The organism is Rhodopseudomonas sp. BAL398 (assembly GCF_033001325.1).
Lineage (GTDB): Bacteria > Pseudomonadota > Alphaproteobacteria > Rhizobiales > Xanthobacteraceae > JARJEH01.
The window spans coordinates 2,810,749-2,832,588 of the sequence record NZ_CP133111.1 but is presented as its reverse complement, the minus strand read 5'-3'; the positions used below and the strand labels follow the sequence as shown (position 1 = coordinate 2,832,588).

General features: G+C 60.6%; 17 protein-coding genes. 10 read left to right on the top strand and 7 right to left on the bottom strand.

What is annotated here, in order from left to right; all coding sequences use genetic code 11:
* Positions 1-23: 23 nt before the first annotated feature.
* From gmd to RBJ75_RS13385, 6 genes are all read left to right on the top strand, one after another.
* Positions 24-1,004: a GDP-mannose 4,6-dehydratase gene (gmd, locus tag RBJ75_RS13410; protein ID WP_044415301.1), complete on the top strand. Its 981-nt coding sequence runs from the start codon at positions 24-26 to the stop codon at positions 1,002-1,004.
* 12 nt (positions 1,005-1,016) lie between these two features.
* Positions 1,017-1,994 (top strand): GDP-mannose 4,6-dehydratase, encoded by a 978-nt coding sequence (locus tag RBJ75_RS13405; protein WP_044415303.1) that lies wholly within the window; start codon positions 1,017-1,019, stop codon positions 1,992-1,994.
* 260 nt (positions 1,995-2,254) lie between these two features.
* A complete protein-coding gene (locus tag RBJ75_RS13400) occupies positions 2,255-5,692 on the top strand; it encodes a glycosyltransferase (RefSeq protein ID WP_276156371.1) in 3,438 nt (1,145 codons plus the stop codon).
* 46 nt (positions 5,693-5,738) lie between these two features.
* Entirely contained in the window at positions 5,739-7,115 is a 1,377-nt protein-coding gene (locus RBJ75_RS13395; protein ID WP_044406778.1) for a phenylacetate--CoA ligase family protein, read from the top strand.
* A gap of 42 nt (positions 7,116-7,157) precedes the next feature.
* Complete coding sequence (locus tag RBJ75_RS13390) at positions 7,158-8,345, top strand: NosD domain-containing protein (RefSeq protein WP_044406775.1); 1,188 nt, start codon at positions 7,158-7,160, stop codon at positions 8,343-8,345.
* Between the two features lie 170 nt (positions 8,346-8,515).
* Positions 8,516-9,058: a hypothetical protein gene (locus tag RBJ75_RS13385; protein WP_152647616.1), complete on the top strand. Its 543-nt coding sequence runs from the start codon at positions 8,516-8,518 to the stop codon at positions 9,056-9,058.
* 157 nt (positions 9,059-9,215) lie between these two features.
* Here RBJ75_RS13385 and RBJ75_RS13380 read toward each other — a convergent pair whose 3' ends face one another.
* Positions 9,216-10,244, bottom strand: coding sequence for a glycosyltransferase (locus tag RBJ75_RS13380; protein WP_080900895.1), 1,029 nt, complete (start codon positions 10,242-10,244; stop codon positions 9,216-9,218).
* A 191-nt stretch (positions 10,245-10,435) separates the two neighbouring features.
* On the opposite strand from RBJ75_RS13380, the gene RBJ75_RS13375 reads away from it, so the two are divergent.
* Positions 10,436-11,623: a glycosyltransferase gene (locus RBJ75_RS13375; RefSeq protein ID WP_276156372.1), complete on the top strand. Its 1,188-nt coding sequence runs from the start codon at positions 10,436-10,438 to the stop codon at positions 11,621-11,623.
* On the opposite strand, the gene RBJ75_RS13370 is transcribed toward RBJ75_RS13375, so the two are convergent.
* The 4 genes from RBJ75_RS13370 to RBJ75_RS13355 form a co-directional block, all read right to left on the bottom strand.
* Complete coding sequence (locus RBJ75_RS13370) at positions 11,605-12,339, bottom strand: ABC transporter ATP-binding protein (protein ID WP_044408244.1); 735 nt, start codon at positions 12,337-12,339, stop codon at positions 11,605-11,607. The genes RBJ75_RS13375 and RBJ75_RS13370 overlap by 19 nt on opposite strands.
* 18 nt (positions 12,340-12,357) lie before the next feature.
* Positions 12,358-13,173: an ABC transporter permease gene (locus RBJ75_RS13365; RefSeq protein ID WP_052628862.1), complete on the bottom strand. Its 816-nt coding sequence runs from the start codon at positions 13,171-13,173 to the stop codon at positions 12,358-12,360.
* Between the two features lie 124 nt (positions 13,174-13,297).
* Complete coding sequence (locus RBJ75_RS13360; RefSeq protein WP_234707351.1) at positions 13,298-14,470, bottom strand: glycosyltransferase; 1,173 nt, start codon at positions 14,468-14,470, stop codon at positions 13,298-13,300.
* 18 nt (positions 14,471-14,488) lie between these two features.
* On the bottom strand, positions 14,489-15,925 hold the full coding sequence (locus tag RBJ75_RS13355) for a mannose-1-phosphate guanylyltransferase/mannose-6-phosphate isomerase (protein WP_044408249.1): 1,437 nt from the start codon (positions 15,923-15,925) through the stop codon (positions 14,489-14,491).
* A 207-nt stretch (positions 15,926-16,132) separates the two neighbouring features.
* Here RBJ75_RS13355 and RBJ75_RS13350 point away from each other — a divergent pair, with 207 nt between their 5' ends.
* From RBJ75_RS13350 to RBJ75_RS13340, 3 genes are all read left to right on the top strand, one after another.
* On the top strand, positions 16,133-17,287 hold the full coding sequence (locus RBJ75_RS13350) for an AGE family epimerase/isomerase (protein ID WP_044408251.1): 1,155 nt from the start codon (positions 16,133-16,135) through the stop codon (positions 17,285-17,287).
* Positions 17,288-17,347: 60 nt separating this feature from the next.
* On the top strand, positions 17,348-18,412 hold the full coding sequence (locus RBJ75_RS13345) for an acyltransferase family protein (RefSeq protein ID WP_276156373.1): 1,065 nt from the start codon (positions 17,348-17,350) through the stop codon (positions 18,410-18,412).
* Positions 18,413-18,616: 204 nt separating this feature from the next.
* Complete coding sequence (locus tag RBJ75_RS13340; protein ID WP_276156374.1) at positions 18,617-19,582, top strand: UDP-glucuronic acid decarboxylase family protein; 966 nt, start codon at positions 18,617-18,619, stop codon at positions 19,580-19,582.
* 37 nt (positions 19,583-19,619) lie between these two features.
* Here RBJ75_RS13340 and RBJ75_RS13335 read toward each other — a convergent pair whose 3' ends face one another.
* Together RBJ75_RS13335 and RBJ75_RS13330 are read right to left on the bottom strand one after the other, a co-directional pair.
* Positions 19,620-20,060 (bottom strand): GtrA family protein, encoded by a 441-nt coding sequence (locus tag RBJ75_RS13335; protein ID WP_044403929.1) that lies wholly within the window; start codon positions 20,058-20,060, stop codon positions 19,620-19,622.
* 273 nt (positions 20,061-20,333) lie between these two features.
* Positions 20,334-21,611, bottom strand: coding sequence for an EAL domain-containing protein (locus RBJ75_RS13330; protein WP_052628761.1), 1,278 nt, complete (start codon positions 21,609-21,611; stop codon positions 20,334-20,336).
* Positions 21,612-21,840 lie beyond the last annotated feature (229 nt).

Here is a 21,840-nt window from a genome sequence, read left to right as displayed (position 1 = left end):
GCGAGCTTTTGCAGGTAAAATCAATGAAACGTGCACTTATTACGGGCGTCACCGGGCAGGATGGTGCCTATCTGGCGCAATTCTTATTGTCGAAAGGGTACGAGGTTTATGGCCTTTTGCGCCGAAGCAGCGCGGCGGACGTCGTCGATGCCAAGCTGCGCTGGCTGGGCATTCACAAGGAAATTCGCGAAGTCGACGGCAATTTGACCGATGTTTCGTCGCTGATCCGCGTCATGCGTGAGGTCAAGCCCGATGAAGTTTACAACCTCGGTGCGCAATCCTTCGTCAAGGCGTCCTGGAATCAGCCGCTGCTCACCGGAGCGGTCACCGGCCTTGGCGCCACGAACGTGCTCGAGGCGATCCGCCTGGAGCGTCCAGAGGCCAGATTCTATCAAGCTTCCTCATCCGAAATGTTTGGCCTCATTCAGGAGGCGATGCAAAGCGAGAAGACGCCGTTTTATCCGCGCTCGCCCTATGCGGCTGCCAAGCTCTATGCGCACTGGATGACGGTGAACTACCGGGAAAGTTATGGGATGCACGCCAGCAGCGGCATTCTGTTCAACCACGAATCGCCGTTGCGCGGCATCGAGTTCGTGACCCGCAAGGTCACCGATGGGGTGGCGCGGATCAAGCTCGGGCTGGCGAACGAATTGCTGCTGGGCAATATCGACGCCAAGCGCGATTGGGGGCATTCGAAAGAATACGTCCAGGCCATGTGGCTGATGCTGCAGCAGGACAAGGCCGATGACTACGTGATCGCCACAGGCCGTACCACAACGGTCCGCGATATGTGTCGGATCGCGTTCTCCTATGTCGATCTCGACCTCGACGCCTACCTGAAGATCGATCCGGCGTTGTTCCGTCCGGCCGAGGTCGACGTGCTGTTCGGAAATCCGGCAAAGGCCAAGGAAAAGCTTGGCTGGTCCGCGAAGATTACGCTCGAGGAAATGATCCAAGAGATGGTCGACGCGGATCTGGCGCGACTCCGCAACGTGCGAACATAGCGGAAGAAGCCGTTGTCACAAGTCGATGGAATCCGAGTTCTGATCACCGGCGGAAGCGGATTCGTTGGTCACTACGTTGTTGATGCGCTGAAGCAGGCGCTGCCGTCCAACGGTGAGATTGTGGTCGCGGATCGGGAACGGTCGGCCGTCGAAATCGACGGCGCGCGATCGATCGCACTCGACGTCACCGATGTCGAGGCCGTCAACGATCTGTTCCGGCGCGAGCGTCCGACCCACGTCCTGCACCTTGCTGCGATTTCTGCGGTGACAGACGCCTCGCGCGATATGAAGGCTGCCTGGGCGGTCAATTTCGGCGGAACGTTCAATATCGCCTTCGCGATCAGCGAGTTTTGCAAGGACTGCCGAATCGTCCATTGCAGCAGCGCAGAGGTTTACGGCGCCACCTTCAACAAGGGGCTGCCGGTAGATGAAGCGGCGATGCTCGACCCGACCAATGCCTACGGTGCGGCGAAAGCGGCGGCCGATATCATGCTGGGTCAGATGGCGCGGCTGCGATTGCGGGCGATCCGGCTGCGTCCCTTCAACCATACCGGACCGCGGCAAAGCGAGAAATTCGTCGTTCCGGCGTTCGCGGCGCAGATCGCGCGGATCGAGCGGGGCGAACAGGAGCCGATCATTTATGTCGGCGATACCGAGAATAAGCGGGACTTTCTGGACGTCCGGGATGTCGTGGATGCCTACGTCAAGGCGCTGCTGAACTTCGACCGGCTGCCGCAGGGCTGCGCGATCAATATTGCGTCCGGAACGGCGCGATCGATTCGTAGCGTGCTCGATCTCATGCTGGCGCAATCCTCGGTTCGGATCGAGGTGCGCTCCGATCCCGCCAGGGTCAGGCTGAACGATACGCCCCTGATCGTCGGCAATGCTGATCTTGCGAAGCGGTTGCTGGATTGGGAGCCGCGTTGGGCCTGGGAAGAGACGCTGTCGAATGTGCTTAATTACTGGCGTGAGACCGCCAAACCAAGTTAGAAACAGCCGTCCCGGCGGATTGAGTTCCACTAGGGCGGTGTAGAGCCAGTCGACTTTGGCACAGAGATGAATCGGGCAGGTTGCGGCTGAATAAGGAACCACCCTTTGGCCTCACTGGAAATAGGAGCTCCCAGGAGCTTTCCGGACACGGGGTCGGATCGTCTCTCCGGTCCCTGGATTTCAGCTAAATCGGGACCTGCATGACCCTGTCGGCTTCAGTTCGATCCTCATCTCCCTCGTTAGCGAATCGTGTTCACACTATGCCTCAGAAAATCTTTGTTTTTGCCGATCACACGTCACTCAGTGAGGCAAACTCGGGAGTGCAGCGGGTCGTGCGAGGGCTGGCTAGCGCTCTGCGCAAGCTTCCGGTCGAGGTCGTTCTGGTCGGCTGGTCGGGCGAAGACGGGGCCCTGATCGAACTGGATGTGGAGCGTCAAGCTCATCTTGCCAAGTATCACGGCCCGGAATTGCGAGAGCCGACTGCACCGAATGTGCCGCTGCAGCTGTCGCCCCATGCCGCCGATCTCGCCGGCAACTGGTTGATCATTCCGGAAGTCACCCACCTGACTTTTCAGGACAAGCCGCCGACGCTGCCGGTCCTAATGTATGCGCGACGATTTGGGCTGCGCACCGCCGCAGTGATCTATGACCTGATACCGATCAAGCGGCCGGAATTTGCCGATATCAAGGAAACTCACTCCGCATATCTTCAGCATTTGTTCTTTGCCGATTTGCTGATCCCCATCAGCACGAGCGTCGCCAAGGACCTTGATCATTTCTACAGGAATTCCGCGCCCGAATTGTCCGGTCGCGCGCCTTTAATTGGTGCTCTGAAGCTGCCCTATGAACTTTCGAGCATCGGGCGTTCCGCCTTTCCCGAGAAACAGGGCGCTGACCTAATTCTTTCGGTCGGGACTGTCGAACCACGCAAGAACCAGTCCGCCCTGATCAGGGCATTCGGCAAAGTCAGGGAACGTCGGCCGGAACTGCCGTTGCGGTTAAAGATCGTCGGCAATGTACATCCGCTGGTGCGCGCCGAGGTCGATGCGCTCTGCGGCGAAATCGCCGGTGTGGAAATTGCCAACTTCGTTCCGGAGTCGGATCTCCATGCCCTCTATGAGGAGGCCCTGTTCACGGTGTTTCCCTCGGTCGAGGAGGGGTATGGTCTGCCAATCGCCGAAAGCCTTTGGCTCGGCGTGCCGTGTCTCTGCGCAAATTTCGGCTCGATGAACGAGGTCGCCGAGGGTGGCGGCGCGGTCGTGATCGATACCACCGACGAAGCGGTTCTGTCCGCAACGCTGGAACAGCTGGCGGCGGATTCCGACCTGCGCGACGGCTTACGCCGCGATGCGCGCGCGCGGAGCCTTCCGGGCTGGGCCGACTATGCGCGGGACTTTCTTGGAATGTTGTCCACGTCGCCCGGCATCTCCCACGCTTACTATTGGGTCAATTCCACCGTCAGCTATCACGGCAATTCCGGCGTTCAACGGGTGGCGCGCCAGCTTGCCGCTGCGCTGGAACGTTTGCGGGTCGATCTCGATTTCGTCAAATGGGATCGGACCCGGCAGGGCTTCGTTGGCATCGAACCCGCCGAGGCCGAGCATTTCAGCCGATGGCACGGCCCGCCGGTCCCGCGCTACGGCGACCCGCTCCCCAGGGATCTCGAGGATTCATGGCTGATCATTCCCGAGTTGGTGCTTCCCGATCCCAACCTGATGCAGGTCATCCTCGCCGCCCGAGCGCTCAAGATGAAGATCGCGGTCATCTTCTATGACCTGATCCCCGTCACCCTAACCGATTTGTATCCGCTCCCCGCGCAGCAGGGATACCATTACTACTTCGAGGTGATGAAGGAAGCCGACCTCATCCTGCCGATTTCCCGGACGATGGGCGAGGACCTGTGGGCCTATTATTGCTCGCGGCTGCCGCGGCTGACGACGATTAAGTCACGCATCGTTCCACTGCCGCTGGCCGCGGAGATGAGGCCACTTCAGCGCAACACAACGATCAACCGCAATGCCGGCCCCCGGATCGTTGTCTTGATGGTCGGCACCTTCGAGCCGCGCAAGAACCACCTTCCCGCCATTCATGGCTTTCGTCGCGCGCAAAAGATTCTCGCGGCGAAAAACTCGCCGATCGACCTTCAGCTGAAGCTGGTCGGTTCGATGAAGGATTACCAGGATTACTCCCGCGATCTGGTCAAGGAAGTCGCCGCGGAGAAGAACATCACCATCGTTGACCTTCCCGGCGATCTTGAATTGTCCGAACACTATATGGCCTGCGATTTCACCGTCTTTCCCTCGCAGCTGGAAGGGTTCGGATTGCCGGTCGTCGAAAGCCTGTGGCATGGCAGACCTTGTATTTGCAGCAACAACGGTGCCGTGGCCGAAATCGCCGACGGCGGAGGTTGTGTGCTGATCGACCCGCACGACGGCGATCTGCTCGGCGAGAAAATCGCCTGGCTTGCGGAAGACAATGAGGCTCGTTGGCTGCTTGCGAAGAAGGCGGTCGAGCGCGTTCTGCCGACATGGGAAGACTACGCGCGTCAGATGACGTGGATTCTGCACGATCGCACGCCGACATTTCCGAATGCCTTCGAGCGCCATCTACCGGCGCTACGCCCCCAAGCGGTCGCGCTTTCGACCAACCCGATCAGGTTGTCGGTCTGCATATCGACTTACAATCGCGCCGAATGGCTGCGGCACAGCCTGCCGCTGCTGTTGGCCAGCGCCAGCCCGTTTCCGGACAGCGTCGAGATCCTCGTCGTCGACAATACCTCGGCTGACCACACCCCGCAGATCGTCGAGCCATATCTGGAAAATCCGAACTTCAGATTTCACCGCAACGCCGAGAATGTCGGCATGCTCGGTAATCTTGCGGTGACGGCGAAGCTCGCGCGTGGCGACTATGTCTGGATTCTCGGCGACGACGATTTGGTCCGGTCCGGCGTGGTGTCGCGGATCATGGATGTGATCAATTCGCACCCGGGCTCCGAACTGATCTATCTGAACTATTCCTACACGCATTTCGACAAGCCGGAGCAGCTGTCGAACATCGACGAGATCGTGGTGAAATCCATCCCGATTTCGCCGTCGACGCCAAGCCATTTTTCCAACGAGATCCGTTCGTTTGCGGGCTTGAACGAGAACCTGTTCACCGCGATCTATGCCTGCGTATTCCGCAAAGACCACGCGGTCGCGGCCTATACCCAGGACACCTCCGCTCCGCCGTTCTCCAGCTTGCTGTCGTGCATCCCGACCTCCGATTACGTGCTCAGGCACATGATCAACCGGCCGGGCTATTGGATTGGCGATCCATATGTGATCGTCAATATGAACGTGTCCTGGTTGCGCTGGGCATTGATCTGGCATCTGGAACGCATGCCGGACCTGTTCGACCTTGCCGAAAGCCAAGGCGTTTCGGCGGAGCGGGTCGCGCCGTACCGCAACAGCCACAGCGCCGACACCCCGACTTGGGCACGACACGTCTATTTCGGGGCCGACGCCGACCTCGCTCCTATGTTTTCGATGGCAAGGCTGTTAGAGCGTTGCAAGCATATCCCGAGGTTCCAAGAGCAGCTTCCGGACCTGTTCGACGTCTATTCGCGGGCCTACTTGAACGATCGGGTGGTGGTCGACGAACTGTCGCCGCGGCAGATGTTCGAGAAGTTCGGGCTCATTGACAAAATCGTCCGATAGCCGGACCCAGGCGTGTTGCCGTAACGAGAAGCGATAGGCGAAAGCCATGCTGCTGCCCCAAATCAGGTCCCGCGTTGTATTTCCGATCGCCGAAAAGCTGTCCGCGCGTGACGTGAGAAGCCGTGTCCGCGCGATCAATGGCGAACTTGCAATGCCGTGGGTCGAGCGGCAGCGCCGCAACCGGATGCGCCTGGCCGAGGTGATCCAGTGGGCGAAACACGAAATTCCGTTCTATCGCGACTTGTTCGCGCAACTGAAGTTCGATCCGCCGAAATTAGTCGACGACATCAGGTACCTTAACAATATTCCCGTGCTGACCAAGGCCGACCTGCTCGAGGCTGGCGACCGCGTGGTCCACCCCGATGCGTTGGCTTATCTGTCGATGCAGACCAGCCGGACCAACGGTTCGACCGGGGCGTCGCTGCCGGTGTATTTCAGCCCCGCCGCGAAGGACGAATCCGCGGCAGTCACCCGGATCAGCCAGCAATGGTTGGGATTCGGCGACGACGATCTGCAACTGCATATTTCCTCGGAATTGCCGGGTGAGGTGCCGCGCGAAGCGCTGCGCGAGGAATGGTGGCGCCGGGCAGCAACAAACAGAATAAGCGTTGAATGCGCGTCGTGGTCGGACGAAAATCTGGATGCGGTGTGGCAGGCGATCCAGCGTCACGCTCCGTTCCTGGTGCAGGGCCATCCATCGACGCTGTTTCACCTCGCCGGATTCGTCAAGGAGCGATACCCATCGAGTCGCGGCAAGTTCAAAGTGTTTGTCTCGACCGGTGAACGGCTCGGCGACACCCAGCGCGAGATGATTGAGGAGGTGTTCGGCTGCCGTGTCGCCAATCGTTATGGCAATGCCGAATTCGGCATCGTCGCGCATGAACGATTCCTGCCGCCGCCGGATGAAACCGGCACCGAGAGTGACATCACGCCGGCCGAGGCGACGGCGAGGCACTACCTTCAGATATTCGATCCGTGCGTCTGGGTTGAGACCTTGCCGGCGAGCCCTGGCGTCAGCGGGCCGCTGGTGGTGACGTCGCTGGTCAACTATGCCGCCCCGCTCATTCGTTATGCGACGGGCGATGAAAGCCGCGTGATCAAGGGACGTGCCGGCGTCTATCTCGAAGGCATCGAGGGCCGCGTGCACGACGTCGTCGTGATCAGAAGCATTCGTTATTCGACGAGCTTTGTGCAGGATGTGCTATCTCGCGGTACGCTGGTGACAGATTTTCAGTTTGTGCGCGGTCCGGGCGAAGCGCTCGAGTTACGCGTCGCACTTCACAATCCGCGTGATGAAGCAGCCGTTCGTTCCCAGGTCGCACAGGTGTTGGGCGAGGGTGCCGTCAAGCTTGTGTTCGGTTCGCGCTCTCAATTCATTCGGGTCGGCCGCCAACAGAAGTTCCGATATGTGGTGGATGTCTAGCGACACGTCGCGCTGGGTAGTGGATCTCCAAAGGTACTGATAATGGCCGGCCAATTCGATATCGGAAAATACAATATAATTGCAGATGGTTACACCGAATGCGGTGCCTTGTTGAATCGCGCGATTCGCGAAATGCCGGCCGAGGGCGGCACCATTTTCCTCGATCGTGGTCACTATCGGCTCGAAGAGCCGCTGCAGATCCAGCGCAACAATGTCTCAATCGTCGGTGCCGGCCGCGAGGTGACGTGTCTGATGGTCGACAACGACATGGGTTGCGCAATGGTGGTGGGCAATTCTCAAGCGCGGGTCTCCCGGATTTCAATCTCCGACTTGACGGTCAATACCCGGCAGGGGCCGGTGTCGGGCGCGGGTGTGCAGTTCAACGGCGCCTATGACGTGCAGATGTGGCGATGCCTGGTCGCCAACATGAACTGCGGCGTTGAGGTGCTGGATTCGAGTTTCGTCTACCTGACCGATCTGGAAATCATTGATCCCCGGGCTGGGGAGGGCGTCGGCGTGCTGGTACATGGTGACCGGATCCACAACGATCAGTACCTGACCCGGGTCTTCGTGCAGTGCCCCGGCGCGTCGATGCCATGCGATGCCGGCTTCCGAATTGCAAATTCCCAGGGCATCTGGATCAATTCGTGCGGCGCCTATCATTGCGGAATTGGCATCCACCTGGTCGCGACCGCCGGTCGTTGGCTTGAGCACGTCTTTCTTGCGCAGAACGCGGCCGACAATTGCACCGGCAGCGGATTCCAGATCGACTCAGCGCCCTCCGGAATGGTGCGCAGGGTTCAGTCGACCGGCGATTGGTCGAGTTCGAATCGGGGGGCCGGCATCCTGGTGACCGATCCGGATCGGTCGATCCACGACATCGCGTTTCACGGCGCGCGGATCTACAACAATGGCGAACATGGTATGATCATCAATGGCGGCAGCCACATTTCGATCGACGGCTCGTCGATCGCCGGGAATGCCCGTCTCAATCCTGAGGCCTCGGGTATCTATATCGAGAAATGCGATGTCGTTGCGATCCGGAGTAATACAATAGGGGCCTATTCCGGATATGGGCCAACTCATAGCTATGGAGTTTTCGGGCTCGATCGGGTAGGCAAGGGCTTGGTTTCTGGTAATGTTTTTGAAACGAGCCGGGTCAGCACCTTTCATTCATTGAATGACAAGGTGATGATGCACGGGAATCTGGATCTGCAAGTTAGTCAATGACGGAAACTGTCGCAGTTCGAATTGTCGATGTTCATTACGACATCAAGATGCATCGACCGTCGGTGATCGATGGTTTCGTTGATAGGCTGAGGTTTGGCCGGCGCGAACAACCGAAGCGGCCGGCGCGGCTGCGGATCGGACCGGTCAATCTGCAGATTCTCCCGGGCGTCGTGTTCGGCCTGGCGGTGTCGCACGCGCTTTTGCGAAGCAAGCTTTTCGCCAGCATCGAGGGTCGCGAAACGCCCGCCACGGGCACGGTCGAAGTCAGCGGCAAAGTGTCGTCGGCATCCCAAATTCGGACCGAGCTGGCGCCGGCGCTTTCGGTGTCAAATGCATTGATGGCAGCGCTGCTGATCGGCGCCGGCGGCGCGGACGCTGCGAAGCGGCGCCTGGAGGCCGCATTTCTGTTCGCCGGGTTGCTCGATCTGGCCTATGTGAGCATCGGTGATATCTCCGAAGTGGACCGCGCCAAGCTGGCGGTTGCCGCATGCCTGTTTGGTGAGGCGGACATCTTCCTGCTCGATGAGATGTCGCTGTTGTTCAATCGCGAGATGCTCGAGAAGATCTGCGGCCGCGCGGCGCTGCTCGCGGCCGAGGGCAAGACGGTCATCCTGGCTTCATCGAACGACGATTGGCTGAAGGGGAGTTGCGGCCAGGTTGCAAATCTCGGCAATCTTTACAAAACCAAAAAGTCGACGCTGCTGCAGATCTGACGCTGCTGCAGATCTAGAGTGTTTTCCGGCGAAGTGGGTACTGGTTCGTGTGAAGAAGACGCGTGAAAACGAGAATCCAGAGCTCCGGTACTGAACTATCAGAACCGGAATTGCTCTGGTCAGGTGGCGCGGGTTACTCGTCCGTCGTCGCGATCGCTTACTTGTTGAAGCCCAGCTCGAGATAATGCCCGAGCAAATGCATAACCACATGCGGCCATGAGTAATTGCTCACGATATGGTGCCGCAAATCATTGGTCCGGGGGCGCGATAGGGTGCGCGCCAACGCGGCGTTGATCGCGTCCTGATCGTTGGGATCGACGTATTCGACCAGATCCGAAAAATATTCCCTGGCGCTGCCCTCCTTGGTGATGATCACCGGCGCGCCGGCCGCAGCCGCTTCGAGCGCCGCGATGCCAGGGGTTTCGAGCTGGCCGGGAAACAAGAAGGCCTCGCAGTTCTGATAGGCCGCTGCCAGCCGCGGGTCGTCCTGGTCGAGATGGCCGACGAAGCGGAACGTGTCACCGGGGCCATCGCGAACGCAGGCGTCGAAATACTCCTTTTCCCGGATTCGTCCGATGCAGATCAGCGGCAGACCCAACGACCGAGCGGCGCGGATTGAAGCCAGCTGGTTCTTGCGCCGCTCGATATTGCCGACCGAGAGAAGATAGGGACCACGGATGTCGGCCCAGCTCCGGAAGTCGGAATCGGAAACGGGCGTCACAAACGACAGATCGACGCCGTTGGGCACCACGCGGGCCTTCTCTCGCGGAATATCGGTAAACTCGCTGAGGTTGTCGATTTCGACCCTCGAATTGCAGACGATCATGTCCGCAATCTCGTAGTATTGGCGAATTTGGGCCAAGTCCAAATTTTCGCTGTTGGTCGCGTTGATCCAGAGATTGGGGCTGAGCACGACTTTGGAATGCAGTGACTTGACGTAAGCCAGAAACCCCTCGGCGCCCGAGACCATGTGAAAATGGTGAAAAATCCGGGCTTCGCGCAATCGGGGACGCCAGATGTCGTGAAGAATAACCTCGCACTCGCCGGGCATATACTGGACGTATTTCATGATTTGCATTTCACCCCCACCAGGCAATTCCATGGCGTAGGGATGAACATTGAAGATGGTTTTGATCATGAAACTCTCAGTTCGCTGGCCTTCCAAATTTAGCATCTTTTGCCGCATGGATAAAAGGGGAGAATCGGGTCAGACCGGGGCGCAATTGTTGCCGCGCGTTCGATGCGACGGTGCTGGCGGGCAAGGAGTTGCGCCAGTCCTGCGCATGCGATTGACGCAAGTTGAACCGATGCCGCAAATGGGGCAGGTGTTGAAATTGGCCGAGCGTGGTTCGGTGCCAGCACCGTGTTGGGACTTTCATGGACAATTCGCGCCAAACCGTTGTGATGTTTTCAACGGCGGACTGGAAAGATCGGTACTGGACCAACAAGCAGCATACCGCCGCCGGGCTCGCGGCGCGCGGCTATCGCGTGCTCTATGTCGAGAGCGTCGGTATTCGTCGGCCCGGCATTAATGCGCTGGATCTTCGCAGGATCGCAACCCGGCTGCAGGACGGCTTGCGACCGGTGCGGGAAGTGAGCGAGAATATCTGGGTCCTGTCGCCGCTCACGATCCCGTTCGGACATCGTTTCGGCGTGGTCGGCTGGTTCAATCGCTGGCAATTGCGCTCCCGGATCAAGCGCTGGCTACGCGGCCGCAGCGCGTTGCGACCGATAATCTGGACGTACCATCCTTATATGCTCGATGCGGCGGCGGATATCGATCCGAGCACGCTGGTCTATCATTCGGTGGATGACCTCGGCTCGGTGCCGGGCGTCGACCACGCGGCATATTACGCGGCGGAGGCGCGCTTGCTGGCCGGTGCCAGCCATGTTTTCGTGACCAGTCGCGCGCTGTTCGAGCATTGCGTGACGATCGCTGGCCCCCGGACCCACTATTTCAACAACGTGGCCGATATCGATCACTTCGGCACCGCACGCGAGGCCGGTCCGATTCCTGCGGAATTGGACGCTATTTCCCGGCCACGTCTGATTTATGTCGGTGCATTGTCCGATTTCAAGCTCGATTTCAAGATGATCGCGGCGATCGCCGAGTGCCGGCCGGACTGGCATTTCGTCTTCATCGGGGCGGAGCGGGAAGGCCAGCACAGTCCGGACCTCGAGCCACTGGCGCGGCGCCCCAACGCGCATTTCCTCGGCTGGCGCGCTTACTCCGAATTGCCGGTCTATCTGCGCGGCGCCGACGTGGCGCTGTTGCCGCAGCTGATCAACGACTACACGCGCTCGATGTTTCCGATGAAGTTCTTCGAATATCTCGCCGCCGGCCTGCCGGTGGTCTCGACGGCTCTGCCGGCGTTGGCGGAATATGCCGCCCTGCACCGGGTCGCCCGGAGTACCGAGGAATTCATCGCTGCGATCGAGCAGGCGCTGCAATCGCCGTCCGCGAACCTGTTGCCGTTGGACCATCCGATCCTGCGGGCTAATTCCTACGACGCGCGGCTGGACGCGATGCTGGCGATCATCGGGCCTCAGTCGGCCGGCGGCTGATACTTCGCCATCACCTCGGTCGGATCACCGGAGGCGGCAATGCGGTGGTCGTTGATGAAGAAGGCGTGATCGCACAGGTTGATGATGTCAGAGGCGGCGTGCGACACGAGCACGATGGTACCGCCATCCGCCCGAAAGCGCTTGATCACCTCGCTGCACTTGGCCTGGAATTTATAGTCGCCGACCGCCAGAACCTCGTCAACCAGCAGGATCTCGGGATCGAGCTGGGATACCACCGCGAAGCCGAGCCGCGCCAGCATGCCGCTGGAATAGAAGCGGATCGGCGTATCGATGTGTTCGGCCAATTCCGCAAAGTCGACAATGCTGTCGAGCCTGCGGCGGATTTCGGAGCGGGAGAACCCCAGCACCACGCCGTACAGTTCGATGTTCTCGCGCCCGGACAGGTCGGGATGGAACCCAGCACCGAGTTCGAGCAGTGACGAGACACGGCCGTCGACCTGAATGCTTCCGCTATCGGGCTTCATCACCCCGGCGATCAGTCCGAGCAAGGTGCTCTTGCCGGCGCCGTTGCGGCCGACGAAGCCTACGGTCGATCCGTGGGCGACCTCGAAGGAAATGTCGTCGAGCACCAGATGGCTGCCGCTGTATTTCGAGAGCTGAAACCCGTTCAGGACGAAATTTTTCAGTCCGCCGGTCAGAAAGGTGTGGTCCGCAAAAGTCTTGCGGACATGCTCGAACTTGATTGCTAAACCCATGGCGAAGCCGCTCCTGGACTAGATGACTTCAGCGAAGCGATCGACGAGGGCGCGGTAGATCCAGATCCCGAAGGCCATCGCGATCGCCGCGTAAAGATAGGCCAGCCCGACATCGCCCCATTGCACCGTTCCCTTCAGGAAGATGCCGCGCCACGCCTCGATCAACGGCGTCATCGGATTGAGGTAGATCAGCTTGGCATATTCGGCGGGAACGCGTTCGATCGGATAGATCACCGGCGACAGATAGAACATCATGTTCAGCGCGATGGCAAGAATCCGCTCCATGTCGCGAAAGAACAGGTTGCTCGCGGAAATCGCCATGCCGAGTCCCAGCAGCAGCAGAAATTGCGCCGGCAGAATGACCAGCATGCCGACCGGAATGCTCCATCCCATCGGAATTCCGTAGGAGTAGAGAAACACCAGCGTCACCGGGATCGACATGATGTAGTGGAATGTGTCCTGCAGATCGAGCGCAATCGGGAGCACGAACCGCGGGAATACCGACTTCTTGATCAGGCTGCCATTCGCGAGGAAGACGCCGCAGGCGCCGATCAGGTAGTTGCTGAACCACTGCCAGGAGAACAGGCCGATAATCAGGAACACGACATAGTTCTTGACGTTCGAGGCCATAATGACCTGGAGCGCGAAATAGAACACCATTGCCGACGCGAGCGGGTTGGCGATCGACCAAAGATAGCCAAGCACGTTGTTCTTGTAGCGAACCTTCACCTCTTTCTGAGTCAAGGTCATGATCAGATCGGCGTATTGCCGCATCGTGAAGCCACGATGGGCGCGCGATCTCTTCAACGTCGTGGTCGAAGTTTCGCCTGTCATCAAAGGTCGGTCCGATCGATCACGTGGTGCTCGCCGGGAGCAAATCCGGAAGGCAGGAACCCTGCAAAATACTGGGAGGCTGAACTAGCCCAAGCTTGGCAAATGCCGGTTCGCCCAGCTCAAGTCAAGATTTAGTTTGATGTTTCGGTGCCGCCGGGGTGCGGCGATCCGCAACCGCGTCGGCGTAGATCGAACGGATTCGGCGCAGAAATAGCGATTTGGAATATTCTGCGGCGACACGCTGCCGTCCAGCGGCGGCGAGCCGGGCAGCGAAGGGCCGGTCGTCGAGCAGCCGGTTGATGGCCTTGGCCAGCGCCGCCGGGTCGTTCGGTTCGACGGTCAAACCCTCGACGCCGTCGCGCGCAATTTTCGGAACCGCGGTCGGAAGCCAAGTATTAACGACCGGAAGCCCCGCCGCCATGGCTTCGATTTGGACCAATCCAAAGGCCTCGGCCGCCGTCACCGAAGGCAGCACGAAGGCGTTCGCCGCGTGCAGATACACTTTCATGTCCGGCCGTGGCAGGAAGCCGGTCAGCGTCAGGCGGTCGGCCACGCCGAGTTCGTCGGCGAGCTGCAACAACGCCGCTTTCTCGCTGCCTTCGCCGATGATGACGAGATGCGCGTCGGTGCGTTGCAGCGCATGCAGCAGTTGCGGATATCCCTTATAGGGCACCAGCCGTCCCATCGAGACGACCAGACGGGGATATTGGCCGCGCAGAACCTCGGCGCGCTGCTGCTCCGCTTGGTCGAGGCTCGACCATTCGTCGGGCTCGATGCCATAGGGGACGACAAGACACTTCGCTGCATGCGGAGCGAGGAAGGTCGAGCCGTCGATGATGCTCTGATCGGAAACGATGATCCGGTCTGCGCGGGCCAGCGTATGGCGGATCACCGGAGCCAGGAATTTCATCACGGTTTTGCGGCCGAGGATCTCGGCATGCCAATGCACCACCAGCGCGGCGTCCTCGGGAATCCCGAGGGCGACACCGAGATCGTTGAGAGGAAACGGCGCGTGCAGCGCCAAGACGTCGACCCGTCGCGCGCGGCGTCGAAGCCTGAACGGGAACTGCGGCGCGATGGGCATCGACAGCAGCTGCCCGAATGAGCCGACCGCGTGCACCTCGACGCCAGCGAGTTCGAATTCGCGGCCAAAGCCGCGGCTACGAGCCGTCAGGACCGCGCAATGGTCGCCGAGGCTACGCAATTCCGCGAGCTGCGAAATAACTTCTGGAATACCGCCCTCAGCGTCCGGGCGATATACTTTGTAGGCGTGAAGCACGCGCATCAGTTCAGACATTTCGATTGATCGAAGCCGCTATTCGACGCGATTGTAGGCGTCTTCCAACCGGACGATATCGTTTTCGCCCAGATAGGAGCCGACCTGGACCTCGATCAGTTCCAATGGAATCCGTCCGGGGTTGGCCAGGCGATGGATCGCGCCGATCGGGATATAGGTTGATTCGTTCTCGTGGAGCATGCGCACTTCGTCGCCGACGGTGATCTCGCCGGTTCCATGGACCACCACCCAGTGTTCGGAACGGTGGAAGTGCTTCTGCAGTGATAATTGCTGTCCCGGCTTGACGAGGATGCGCTTGACCTGATGCCGGCCGCCGAGGTTCAGCGTCTCGTAGTAGCCCCACGGCCTGTAGATGCGGCGGTGCTGCGTCGCCTCCGATCGGCCGGCCGCCTTCAGCTTCTCGACCAGCACCTTGATCTCGCCGGTGATTCCGCGCGGCGCAACCATGACGGCGTCGGCGGAGGCGATTACCACGATGTCGTTGAGGCCGATCACGGTCGTCAGGATCGAATCGTCGCTATGGATTATCGCGTTGTTGACGTCGACGACTTCGCATCGGCCGGACAGGGCATTGCCGGCTGCGTCCTGATCAGCATGCGCCCAGATCGCGTCCCAGCTGCCAAGATCGGACCAGCCGAAATCGACCGGCAGAACGGCGCTGTGCTCAGTCTTTTCCATCACCGCGTAGTCGATCGAAATCTTCGGCGCGGCTTCGAAGGGCGCTTTCGCCAGCCGCGTGAAATCGAGATCCTGCACGGCGCCGTCGACAGCAGCTTCGGCGGCAGCCCCAATCTCTGGCTGAAAGCGTGTAATCTCCCTCATCATGACGTCGGCCTGGAACAGGAAGTTGCCACTATTCCAGAGATAGCCGTCGGCGATATAGGTTTCGGCCATGTCGCGTGTGGGCTTTTCGGCAAACATGGCAAGCTTGCGCACCGGGCCATTGTTCAAGGCGAGGCCGGGCTTCAGATAGCCGTACCCCGTGGCAGGTTCGGTAGGAATGACGCCGAACGTAACAATGTATCCCTCGGTGGCGGCTGGCAGTGCGTCGGAGCAGGCGTCATGGAAAGCGGAGACGTTCTTGATGGCGTGGTCGGACGCGAGCACCAGCAGCACCGCGTCCGGCGAACGTCTGAACCCGAGCACGGTGGCGACCGCGACCGCGAGCGCCGAATCCCTTCGGAACGGCTCGAGCACGATGTCGGCGCAAACGCCGACTTGCTGGAGCTGGTCGGCTACAACGAAGCGGAATTCCGCGCTGGTGACGACGATCGGCTTGTCGAACAGGTCGTTGTTGGCGACGCGGAGCATGGTATCTTGGAACGTCGAGCGCTCCGCAAACATGGCGATGAATTGTTTCGGCATGCTTTCACGCGAAGCAGGCCAGAGCCGGGTTCCGGCGCCGCCGCACATGATAACCGGAATGATTCGCGACGCCATGGAAGTCTCCGACATGCTCCTCGGAATTGGCAGGAAGAGCGGATATTCGGTTGATATGCTGCGCCTTGTTAACACATCGCGTTTTGGGAAAAAGGGGTTAAATTAGCCACATTAAGCGTACGGTTAAGGGCTGAAACGCCATCTTTCCCTGTCCGTCGGCGCCATGATAAGATCGCAAGGTCGCCGAATATGCCTTTCCGCTAGATGTCACCTTGGATCCGGATGCTGCAGTCCTTCCCCAGTTTTGATGATCGTGAGATCGTCGGAACCCTCAAGACCTTGGTGATCGACCATTCTTTGCCGCTTTGGGCAGGCGAAGGGTGGGACGCGGTACGCGGCGGGTTCGTTGAACGCCTCGACAAGGACGGCAAGGCGGACCGCGATTCGCCGCGCCGTGTTCGGGTCCAGGCCCGGCAGATCTATTGCTTTGCCAAGGCGGCGCGGCTGGGCTGGTACCCGGAAGGACGCACGATCGCGCTGAAGGGACTGGATTATCTGCTGGCGAAGGCCAAGAGTCCGGATGGCCGTCCGGCCTTCGTGCATCTGCTTGCGCCCGACGGCGCGGTGCTCGACCCGCTGCGCGACTGTTACGATCATGCCTTCGTACTGCTCGCGCTGTCGAGCGTTTACGCACTCGACCAGGATGCCCAGGTCCGCGCCGAGATGGACGCGTTGCTCGACTTCCTCGACCGGGATTTGCGCTCTCCGCATGGTGGGTTTGTCGAAGGGGTCCCGGCGTCGATGCCACGGCGGCAAAATCCGCAAATGCATCTGTTCGAAGCGATGATCGCCGCGTTCGACGCGACCAAGGATTCAACATTTCAAGAGCGCGCCGGCGAGCTGTTTGGGTTGTTCGTCGCCAATCTTTATGATCAGCGCCAGCAAGTTCTCGGCGAGTATTTCGAGGACGACTGGTCGATGATACGTCCGGTATGCGTCGAGCCCGGGCACCAGGCCGAATGGGTCTGGCTGCTGCAGGGATTTGAGCGCATCTCCGGCTGCCCGACAGGTCGCTTCCGCTCCGCATTGCTGCAATCGGCGCTGCGCTATCGCGACGGGACCGGTTGCCTGGTCGACGCCGGCGACGCCGAGGGACGGATCACGAATTTCACCCGGCGCTGCTGGCCGCAGACTGAAATCGCCAAGGCCTGGCTGGCGCAGGCCGCGGCCGGCGAACAGGGCGCGCATCAGCAGGCGATTGACGCGCTGGCTCGCCTGCATCGGCATTACTTGCTGCACCCGGTGGCCGGCGGTTGGCACGACCAGTTCGATGGCGACGGCCGATCCCTTGTCGATTTCATTCCCGCCTCGACATTTTATCACGTGCTCTGCGCTGTCTCCGAAGCCGACCAATGTTTGAGTCGCGCCGATGCTTAATCTGACGGGTGTTTCCGCCGGTCGTTCGGCCAGATCGCATTGACGTTCAAAGGCATCCAGATGCTGCGCGCGATCGCGGCGAACGCCGTGCTGATCGCGCACCTGACGGTGGTCGAGCTGAAATATTCCCACGGCCACGCGATCCTGCCAGGCTGGGTCGGGCATGGCGGGGCGGCCGGCGTCAACCTGTTCTTCGTCATCTCTGGATTTGTGATGGCGCTGGTGGCTCGAAATGCCAATTGGCGGGATTTCATCGGTGCCCGCGTGATCCGAATCTATCCGATCTATTGGTTCTACACCTCGTTGGTTCTCGTGGTGTTCGTGATCAGGCCCGATTTGGTCAACCAATCCTTTGCGCATCCGCCGTCAATACTCCAATCCTATCTATTGTGGCCGCAGGATGTGGATCCGCTGCTGGCGGTGGGCTGGACGCTGATCCACGAGATGTATTTCTACGTCGTGATAGCCGTGTTCGTCGGGCTTGCGATACCGCTCCGCTATGGGCTGCCGGCATGGTTGGTGATGGTCTTGGCGGCGCCGTTTCTGATCGATGTATCATCACCGCTGTTCGCCGTGATATTCCATCCGATGACGCTGGAATTCATCCTGGGCGGGGCGGTCGGACTGGTCGTCACCGCTGGAGCGGCGAGGTTCGGCGCAACCTCGCTTTGCGCCGGGGTCGCGTTGCTGGCCGGGGGATGGTGGCTGTATGGGCGCGGCCCGCAAATCTCGGATGATCGCTGGGCGCGCGTGGTCTATCTCGGCATTGCTTTCGTTCCGATCGTCTATGGTGTCGTGGCGCTCGAGCTCAACAGAAAGCTGCCAGTCCAGCGCTGGGCGACCCGACTGGGCGACGCGTCCTATTCGACCTATCTCAGTCACGTTCTGACGTTGTCGTTGCTCGGACGAATCTTCGTCAGTCAGCCCATCCACAACGCTTTCGCGGAGCTGGTCTTTGTCATCCTATGCGTGGCCATTGCGAACGCGGTTGGATTGCTGAGCTTTGACCACCTCGAGTTGCGCGTCTTGCGTCAGCTTCGATCGTATATTCGGCATGGTGGCACAACCGCTGCTTTGTCGACGAAGCCGTTTTCGAAACTGCCCGCCTGCAAACGACTCAAGTAAAGCGGCTCTCGCGCGGCCATGCGGAGGCGATCGGCTCGATGCAGAAATTCCGTGATGTATGGTTGCAATCCAGGGGTCGAGGCGACCGTCGTCGGCGCAGCCCCGGCGTTGCCGACGCTTTGCGCCATGGCGCCGGCAGACCCGTTGGGTGTATAGACAGCGCCTATTGTTGATCCGAGCCGGGAATCCGAAAGAGTTGGGCCGATGACTTTTCAATACAGGGGCAAGCGCATCCTCGTGACCGGGGGCGCCGGCTTTCTCGGGTCGCATCTGTGCGAGCGGCTGCTCGATGTCGGCGCCGAGGTGCTGTGCGTCGACAATTATTTCACCGGCCGCCGCGGCAACATCGCGCATCTTCTCGGCAATCCGCTGTTCGAGGCGATGCGCCACGACATCACGGTGCCGCTGTTCGTCGAGGTCGATGCGATCTTCAACCTGGCTTGCCCGGCGTCGCCGATCCACTACCAGCTCGACCCGGTCGCCACCACCAAGGCGATCGTGCACGGCTCGATCAACATGCTGGGCCTCGCCAAGCGGCTGAAGTGCCGGATCCTGCAGGCCTCGACCAGCGAGGTCTATGGCGACCCCGAGATTCATCCGCAGCCGGAAACCTATTGGGGCCACGTCAACCCGATCGGTCCGCGCGCCTGCTACGACGAAGGCAAGCGCTGCGCCGAGACCCTGTTCTTCGACTACCGCCGCCAGCACAATCTTCCGATCAAGGTGATGCGGATCTTCAATACCTATGGTCCGCGGATGCACGAGAATGACGGCCGGGTGGTCTCGAACTTCATCGTTCAGGCGCTGCAGGGCCGGCCGATCACGATCTATGGCAGCGGTAACCAGACCAGGTCGTTCTGCTACGTCGACGATCTGATCGGCGGCGCGCTCGGCCTGATGAAGACCGACGTCGATGTGACGGGTCCCATCAACATCGGCAATCCGGGCGAATTCACCATGCTCGAGCTCGCCGAGACCATCGTCAGGTTGACGAATTCGTCCTCGACGATCGAGCACCTGCCATTGCCGCAGGACGATCCCCAGCAGCGCCGGCCCGACATCACGCTGGCGCGTAACACGCTGGGCTGGGAGCCGACGATCTCGCTGGAGGAAGGCCTGGGCAGAACGATCGCTTATTTCGATCGCCAGCTCGGGCTGCAACAAGCCTGAGACGGTCGGCCGTCCCCGATCCGCATGGAACCGGCGCCTACGGGTTGGACGGCAGCTTGCGCCGAAACACCACGAAATGCGACATCGCGAAGTTGATCGCGAATGACACCAGGATGGCGATCAGCTTGGCGCCCAGCACCGGCATGAAGTTCGACAGCACCACCAGCGTCGCGGTGTTGGCCACCACGCCGACCGATCCGGACGCCACGAAGCTGAAATAATCCCTGCGCTTGAGCACGCGCCCGGATTCGGCCCGGAAGGTGATCATGGTGTTCAGCACATAGGACAGCGATACCGCCACCAGCCAGGCCAGGATATTGGAGGGGATCAGCGGCAGCTCCAGCACCTTGAAGGCCAAGGTGAAGATGCCGAAATCGAGCACCGTATTGCCGGCGCCGATCGCCGCAAAGCTGACCATCTTCGACGCCAAGGGCCTGGCGTGCCACAGGTCGAGCAGTCGGCGGAATAGCGGGGTCATGAGGCGGCCTTGGTTCTCGATTTGCCCGCCTGATAGCAGGATCGGCGGACCGTGTCCGGTCGATTTCGGTGGCCTGCAATAGAATTGCCCCGATGACTGGGGGCGGATTGAGGCCGATTGGTGTCTCCGCGCCACCTCCACAATTGGCCGGGCAGGGCGCTGGCGGCCATTAGAGCGGTTTCAAGCGAAGTGAGCACCGGTTCGCGTAAAGAAAACGCGTCAAAACATGAATCTAATCTAAAGTCCCGGTTCTGATCTAGCAGAACCGGGACTCTAGGCGACGTTGACCTTGTCGGCCGGTTTGGCCCTGGTCAGGCGCAGCGCCTGCTCCAGCGGCATCGGCCGGCCCAGCAAATAGCCTTGCACCTTGCGCACCCCGATCGATCGCAACGCCTCGAGTTCGGAGCGGCGCTCCACGCCCTCGGCGACGATTCGGCTGCCGGTATCGGCCGCGAACCCGACCAGCGCCCGCGCCAGCGCCTTGCGGGCCGGATCGAGGTCGATGTTCTGGGTCAGCCCGATGTCGAGCTTGATGAAGTCCGGCCGCATGTTGAGGATATGGCGCAGGCTGCTGTAGCCGGCGCCGGCGTCGTCGACTGCCAGCCGCAGCCCGCGCCGCCGCAGCGGGTCCAGCACCGCGAGCAAATCCTCGTAATTGCCGACGGTCGAATGCTCGGTGATTTCGACGACCAACTTGTCCAGCGGCGCGTCGTGACACACCGCGGCGAAATCCGGGTCCAGGATCGCGGCCGGCGATGCGTTGAAGGTGAGATAGGTCGGGGCGGGGAAATGCCTCACGCCGGACAGCGCCCGGCGGATCGCTTCGAGTTCGAGCGCCACGCCCAGATCGACCTCGGCCGCCTCGGCGAACCACTGGTCCGGCGAGCGATAGGGCGCGGCCGAGAACCGCGACAGGCATTCGAACCCCACCGGAACCATGTTCGCGATATTCCAGATCGGCTGAAAAACGATCGACAATTCGTCGCGCGCGATCGCGCCTTCGATCCGGGCGCGGGCCGAGGCGATCGCCTGCTCGGTTTCCATCTCGCGATTGATCTCGAACGCGGCGATGTCGGCGAACGCCTTCATCATCTGCAGATCCCGCTCATTGAGCGACTTGTCCGGCGCGAAGCCGAGACAGCAGAACATGCCGTAGGGTCGCCCGTCCGGCAGCCGGATCGGCACGCTGAGATGCGATCCGATCGACGCGGTCTTGGTGATCGGCATCGCCGCCGCCAGCGGCTCGTCGGCGGTGTCAGGCATCAGCTCCGGCAATCGCCCCTCCAGGATGTGGCGGCAATAGACGTCGTCGAGCGAATACCGGTCGCCCGGCTTGATCATATGCTCCAGGCCCGGCGCGTCGACCTCGCGATACACCGAGAGGTTGCCGTCGAACCGCGACACATAGGCCACCTGCAGCCCGAGATGCGATCGCACCGCCTGCAGCGCCCGTTTGATCCGGTCGCTGGCCTCCTCGCGCGCCTGGGCGTCGGGGGCGAACAGGCGGCCTAACGCCCCGTCAGGCTGATCGGTATCGGGATTGATGCTCATCGTTCGCTGCTGTGGCTGAATATCTACGCGACCCATCATGGTGCGGGATTACGTACCAATAGGTTGCAGCGTTCCCGTCGGCGTATTCCATCGAAAAGAATGATAAACGCTCGATAAACCAGCGTGCCAGCATGGCGCTACGCGGTTCATCCGGCGTTAACGATGATATTTCTGGCGATGCCGGAACTCGCCGGTGCGGTCGACGCGGCGCGCCGACAGCATGCCTCAG